5 protein-coding genes are annotated in these 6,591 nt (G+C 41.6%); all 5 read right to left on the minus strand.

Going from position 1 to position 6,591, the window contains the following annotated elements; genetic code table 11:
* Positions 1-4: 4 nt before the first annotated feature.
* The 5 genes from E6139_RS13945 to E6139_RS13965 all read right to left on the minus strand — a co-directional run bounded on the left by E6139_RS13945 (position 5) and on the right by E6139_RS13965 (position 6,524).
* The gene (locus E6139_RS13945; protein ID WP_316403678.1) at positions 5-3,427 is read right to left on the minus strand and encodes a pyruvate carboxylase; all 3,423 of its coding nucleotides are present in this window, start codon (positions 3,425-3,427) and stop codon (positions 5-7) included.
* 5 nt (positions 3,428-3,432) lie between these two features.
* A complete protein-coding gene (locus E6139_RS13950; protein ID WP_316403679.1) occupies positions 3,433-4,623 on the minus strand; it encodes an FtsW/RodA/SpoVE family cell cycle protein in 1,191 nt (396 codons plus the stop codon).
* A 3-nt stretch (positions 4,624-4,626) separates the two neighbouring features.
* Positions 4,627-4,929, minus strand: coding sequence for a YlaN family protein (locus E6139_RS13955; protein ID WP_316403680.1), 303 nt, complete (start codon positions 4,927-4,929; stop codon positions 4,627-4,629).
* Positions 4,930-5,423: 494 nt separating this feature from the next.
* The gene (locus E6139_RS13960; protein ID WP_316403682.1) at positions 5,424-6,089 is read right to left on the minus strand and encodes a DUF2922 family protein; all 666 of its coding nucleotides are present in this window, start codon (positions 6,087-6,089) and stop codon (positions 5,424-5,426) included.
* 39 nt (positions 6,090-6,128) lie between these two features.
* Positions 6,129-6,524: a hypothetical protein gene (locus E6139_RS13965; RefSeq protein ID WP_316403683.1), complete on the minus strand. Its 396-nt coding sequence runs from the start codon at positions 6,522-6,524 to the stop codon at positions 6,129-6,131.
* Positions 6,525-6,591 lie beyond the last annotated feature (67 nt).

Consider the following 6,591-nt stretch of genomic DNA (forward strand, 5'->3'; position numbering starts at 1 on the left):
TCTCTTATTTTTCTTTTACTTCAATCAGTAAGTCTCCTGAAGAAATACTTTCGCCTTCTTCTACGTATAAATGTGAGACTTCACCTGCAAAACGTGCATCGATCGACGTTTCCATCTTCATCGCTTCAGTGATCAGCAATGGCTGGCCTTTTTCGACATGATCGCCTTTTTTGACTAAAACTTTCAAGACAGATCCTGTCATCGTCGCACCAATCTGCTCACGATTTGTTGGTTCAACTTTACGTTTTGTTTGCACAGCACTCTTGATCGAAGCATCTTTGACGACGATCTCGCGGCGCTGACCATTTAAATTGAAGAACAAGGTTCTATTTCCTTCGATATCCGCTTCACCAATCTCATCCAAACGAATAATTAACGTCTTGCCTTTTTCGATTTGGACATTGATTGTTTCGCCAAGTCGCATACCACTAAAGAAGGTCGGCGTATCCAGTAAGGTAACATCTGCAAATTGTTCATAAGTCTTTTGATAATCTAAAAAGACTTGCGGATACATCAGATAGCTTAAGACATCGGTCTTACTTGGTTCGAAACCGATCAATTCTTGTAATTCTTTTTTCACTTTTTCAAAATCAACAGGCTCCGCATATTTTCCTGGACGTTCACTCATCGCTGGTCGGCCTTGTAGAATAATCTGCTGCAGTTTTTCAGGGAAACCACCAACAGGTTGTCCCAGTTCACCTTGGAAGAAGCTTACTACGGATTCAGGATAGCTCAGTTCATCACCGCGGTCATAAATATCCTTTTCAGTCAGTTCATTTTGCACCATGAACAGTGCCATATCACCAACAACTTTAGATGATGGGGTCACCTTCACAATATCACCAAACATCATATTAACTGTTTGATACATTTGTTTGATTTCATCCCATTTATCACCTAAGCCGACTGCTTTGGCTTGCTGTTGCAGATTTGAATATTGTCCGCCTGGCATTTCATGGTCATAAACTTCCGTTTGAGCTGCTTGGATCCCATTTTCGAAACTAGCATAATATGGGCGTACATCTTCCCAATAATGGTTGATTTGTCGAACATTCTTCAAGTTTAATTCTGGCGTACGATCACCATACTGAAGAGCATAATACAAGCTGCTCATACTTGGCTGGCTCGTCGCTCCACTCATCGCACTGGTTGCGACGTCTACCACATCCGCCCCAGCTTTAACAGCCGCAGAAAGTGTGATCAGCCCATTACCAGAAGTGTCATGGGTATGCAGATGGATCGGCAGGTCAGTCGTTTCTTTCAATTCACTGATTAGACGGAAAGCTGCTTGCGGCTTCAACAAGCCCGCCATATCCTTGATCGCAATCATGTGAGCGCCAATGGATTCCAGCTCTTTCGCCATATCCTTATAGTATTGAACATTGTATTTCGTGCGACCTGTATCTAAGATATCGCCTGTATAACAAATTGCCGCTTCAGCGATTTTACCTGCATCACGAACGTATTGAATACTTTTTTCCATTTGCGGAATCCAGTTCAAGCTGTCAAAGATTCTGAACACGTCAATTCCATGGTGGGCTGCTTCTTTAATAAACTCTTCCAATACATTATCTGGATAGTTCGAATAGCCGACCGCATTTGAGCCGCGGAACAGCATTTGCAGCAATGTATTCGGCATTGCTTTGCGTAATAATTTTAGGCGTTTCCAAGGATCTTCGGTCAAGAAACGATAGGACACGTCAAATGTCGCTCCACCCCACATCTCGCTTGAGAATAATTCAGGGATTCCTTCACCAGTTGCTTGGGCGATATTCAATAAATCGTTGGTACGTACACGTGTAGCTAATAAGCTTTGATGCGCGTCCCGGAAAGTCGTGTCCGTCAATAGTACGTTTTCCTGCTCTTTGACCCACTGGACTACTGCTTCAGGTCCTTCTTTATCTAAAATGTTCTTCGCTGTGACGATTTCTCTCTTCTCGATCTTTGGTTTCCTAGCTGAATCAAAATAACGTTTCTCTTGTTTTTCGATTCCTGGGAAGCCGTTGACCGTGATTTCAGAAATGTAACGCATCGTTTTATTCCCTCGGTCGCGTACCCGTGGAAATTCAAATAATTCAGGTGTGTTATCAATAAATGTCGTCTTAGCATTTCCGCTCTGGAATACCGGATGACTGATTACATTATACATGAATGGAATGTTGGTTTTTACCCCGCGAATCCGGAACTCGATTAAACAGCGCTGCATTTTTTCAATCGCTTGATCAAAGTTCAACGCATGAGTACAAACTTTTACTAAAAGAGAGTCAAAGTAAGGGGTAACAGTCGCACCAGCATAAGCGTTACCTACATCTAAACGTACACCGAAACCACCTGGTGAACGGTACGTATCGATTTTCCCTGTATCTGGCATAAAGCCGTTCAATGGATCTTCTGTCGTTACACGACATTGGATCGCTGCTCCAGACATTCTTACGTCTGCTTGTTTTGGCAAGCCGATTTCTTTATGCAGGTCTTTTCCTTGAGCGATCATTAATTGTGATGTAACGATATCAACACCAGTAATCATCTCAGTAATCGTATGCTCTACCTGTACCCGAGGGTTGACTTCGATGAAATAGAAATTATCGCCTTCGACTAAGAATTCAACCGTTCCGGCATTAACATAGCCGACATGCTTCATTAATTGAACAGCTGCCTGACAGATTTTTTCCCGTTGCGCATCATTTAAAGAAATACACGGTGCTACTTCAACCACTTTTTGGTGACGGCGTTGTACAGAACAATCGCGCTCAAATAAATGCAGAACGTTTCCGTGAGTATCACCCAAAATTTGAACTTCAATATGCTTAGGATTGGCAACATATTTTTCGACATAAATTTCATCGTTACCAAAAGCAGCCTTTGCTTCACTCTTAGCACGATCATAGCCTTCGCGCGCCTCTTTTTCATCATGTGCTACTCGCATTCCGCGACCGCCGCCACCTAACGCTGCTTTGATCATGATCGGATAACCATGCGACTCTGCAAATTCCAAGACTCCTTCGATTGTGTCAACAGGACCATCAGAACCAGGAATTGACGGAATCCCAGCTTCTAATGCGGCAGTTTTAGCTTTGATCTTATCGCCGAAAATATCTAAATGATGCAACTCAGGTCCTACAAAAATAAGACCTTCTTCCTTACAACGTTTCGCAAACTCCAAATTTTCAGAAAGGAAGCCATAACCCGGATGGATCGCATCCACCTTCGCTTCTTTTGCTACTCGGATGATGTCTTCAATATCTAAATACGCATCAATCGGTTTTTTCCCTTTACCAACTAAATACGCTTCATCTGATTTGAAGCGATGGACCGAATACTGATCCTCCTCTGCGAAGATCGCCACCGTTTTAATGTTTAATTCGCTACACGCCCGAAAGACCCGTGTTGCAATTTCTCCTCTGTTTGCTACCAATACCTTTTTCATGCACTTCACTCCTGACTTTTTAAGTATTCATACTCGATTGCAAGTTTCGTCCGTTTCTCATCCGCACTGATATTCAATGCAAAAGCCACGCCGACTGACAACACAAGTAAGCTATTTCCTCCTTGACTCAAAAATGGGAATGTGATCCCAGTCAAAGGAATAATTCCTAAAATACCACCAAGATTAATAAAAACCTGTAATAACAATAAACTTCCAATTCCCATGCAAATCAATGAATTGAAAGGTTTTTTCGAACGAATCCCAACCAAGTAGATCCGTGCGATCATGAAAATCAAAATTGCCAATATAACCAAAGCGCCGATCAAACCGACTTCTTCTATTACAATAGAAAAGATAAAGTCCGTATGAGCTTCACTTAAAAAGCCTTTTTTTTCAATACTATTGCCTAGTCCGCGGCCAAACCAGCCGCCGTTAAACATGGCATAATAACCATTGACCATTTGGTGACCAGTATCCAATTCATATTTAAACGGGTTTTTGAAGCTTTCAAATCGACTGGCAATATAGGCAAGTTTTCCTGGAAGGATCGCTTCCCCAAAATGGGTTAGAAATTCGATCACTAAAAAGCTTCCCGCAATTCCGGCCCCACCGATAATCAAGCTATAGACCCAATTGATACCGCTGGCTAATAATAGAATCAGCGCCAATAACGTGATGATCGCCGCATTCCCCATATCGGGCTGTACAGCTACCAAGAAGATCATGGCGAAAACTAAAATCATCGGACGTTTCATGTCGGTGGTGAAATTATCTTGGATTGTTTCCTGTCGCTTCGACAAAATGTAAGATAGGTACCACACGACCATGATTTTTAAATACTCAGCCGGCTGCATAGTAAAGCCGCCAATGTCGATCCAGCCCTTTGCACCATTTCGTTCGTCTCCAATAAAAAATACAACAATCAACAGAGCGAAAATTAAATAAGTCGCGAAGATGATCAACTGCTGACTTTTTAACACATCCGTTTTCATCTTGTACATCAAACTGATCATAATTAAACTTAAAATCCAAAAGATTCCTTGATTCATTACCAGACTTGTTGGCTTTAGTCCCTGACTAATCAACAAATAGGAAGTGGAACTATAAACAAATATCAAACCGATAACTGTTAAAATCAAATAAGGAATCAAAATACTATAATCTAAAAAGTGGCGTTTCTTTATCTTAGTAGGCAAGGGTTAAGCCTCCCAGCCGGCATCCGTCGTGTCTTGACGAGTTTCGTACAAATCTGTATATAATCGATTGAGTTCTGTTTCTAACTCACTAAGCATTTTCTGTCCTTCTCCCCGCTTCAAGATACCAACCTTTTCAGCAAAGAATACTTGACGTGAGAAGCCATACATTTGTGTATCAACGACCTCTTCAAAAGCCTTACATTGAGAGATACAAAGACTGTTCGTTTGATTGCGAATCAGCAATTTGATTCGATCAGCATCTTCTTGTAATACTTTAATGGCAAAATCAGAAGAAATATTTTCCATTTTGCTTCCCTCCTATCTTGATTTCAACATTATAACATAGAAAAATTTTAAAAAGGAAAAAAATAAGCGAGACTAAGCTTTTTCTAAACTCTTTGTTCGTGTTTTGACTTTTACACAGCTGATGAAATATTACATAGAGATTACAAACCAAAAACTTTATCTGAAAACGCGAAAAATCAATCCTTTTCGATCCCGCCTTCGTGAAACAAAGGTTAAATATGAAACATAACAGTTTTTTATTAATTTACCAATGCTGATTACGTTCAGTCTTGATGAGAAACCATACCAATCAAAACTATTTGGCTATACTGGATCAGCAAAAATGCAATATAGCAATGATAATTATCGGTCCACGTCAAATAGCCCGCTGACTAAACGGGCTTTAAAAACGTGGTATTCCTTTGAAAAATGCGATTCAGTTCGCAATCGCCCCATGCCAACGTTGGATTTTCCATGAGGCGGAAACTGTCAGCTACTCGCGCTTCCGGACACGTTCAAGCAGCCGCTTTCTTTTTTTTCTTGGGTTTTACTGGCGGTGATTCCTTGTTTGGGGCAGCCACCTGTTCGATCGTGGCTTCTTCTGTCTCTAATTTACCTGTGATGATCAGTCTCACAGGAGTGGCTTGCTCATCTACTTCGATATTTTCAACTGAAACTCGCGGAGGCAGACAGGAAGCGATCAGTCGATAGGCGTCACTTTCACTAATATCCCGCGGATCGACTCCCATTGGTAGTTCAATCGTCTCGATAAACCAGCCGGGTTTTGGATAGTTCATCATGATGTTTAACTCTTCTGGAACTCGAATATCTCCTGTTGCTTCTATATGGTTAACAGGCTCTTGCACCTGGGGAATGGGTTCTGCTTTTGGTTGGACCGGTTCTTTTACTGATTCTGCTGCTGCCGGTTCTGTATCGGTTTCCTTCTTTTTGTCGAAAATTTCTTTTTCTTGCTTTTCGATCACCGTCGCATGGCGGACTTCATCAAATAGGCTGACATCGTTCTTATCGAAAATGCTTAACTTGGTCAATTTTGACATTGCGGCTCTAATTTCGTCCGCGTTTTTTGTCGGATCAAAATCTTTGAAGCGCAGATGATGGGCTCTGCCATCGCTTCTGCCGAATTCGGCATCAAGTGCCAGTGCCGATGGTGTGACTTTCATAGAATCCCTTCCTTTCTTTCGTTTTTTTCCCTATTCAACTCACTGAAGCGAGCCAGCCAACCCTGCCAATGGTGCCTCGATAAATTGGGTAAACAAGCCCTTCAGCTTTTCGGTAATCGCTGTATAGGTTTTCGCTGGAAACAGCTTGATTTGTAATAAACGCCATTCTTTCTTCTCGAAATACTCCGCGAAATACATGTAAAGCTCCCGCAACACGGCGGAAGATCGTGTATGCATAAAGATGTGCTTTACCAATTCTGGCAGCATAAAAGAAAAATCCTTTTCGCATAGTTCATCTCGCACCTGAAGCGCTACCAATAATTCAATCGCGCCATTGCCGTCATTCGTGTCATGATAATAGTGATTGATGCGTTTTTCTAAGTTTTTACGTGTCAGACTGAACAGTTGTCGTTCAGATAATCCGTGTTCTTTCATAAACTCTTTCTCCTTTTCAAGTTGCTTATTTAAGTTGTACTCTTATTTTTTTCAATCGTGGATGATG

This window comes from Enterococcus sp. (assembly GCF_032555305.1).
In the GTDB taxonomy this organism is placed as follows: domain Bacteria; phylum Bacillota; class Bacilli; order Lactobacillales; family Enterococcaceae; genus Enterococcus_A.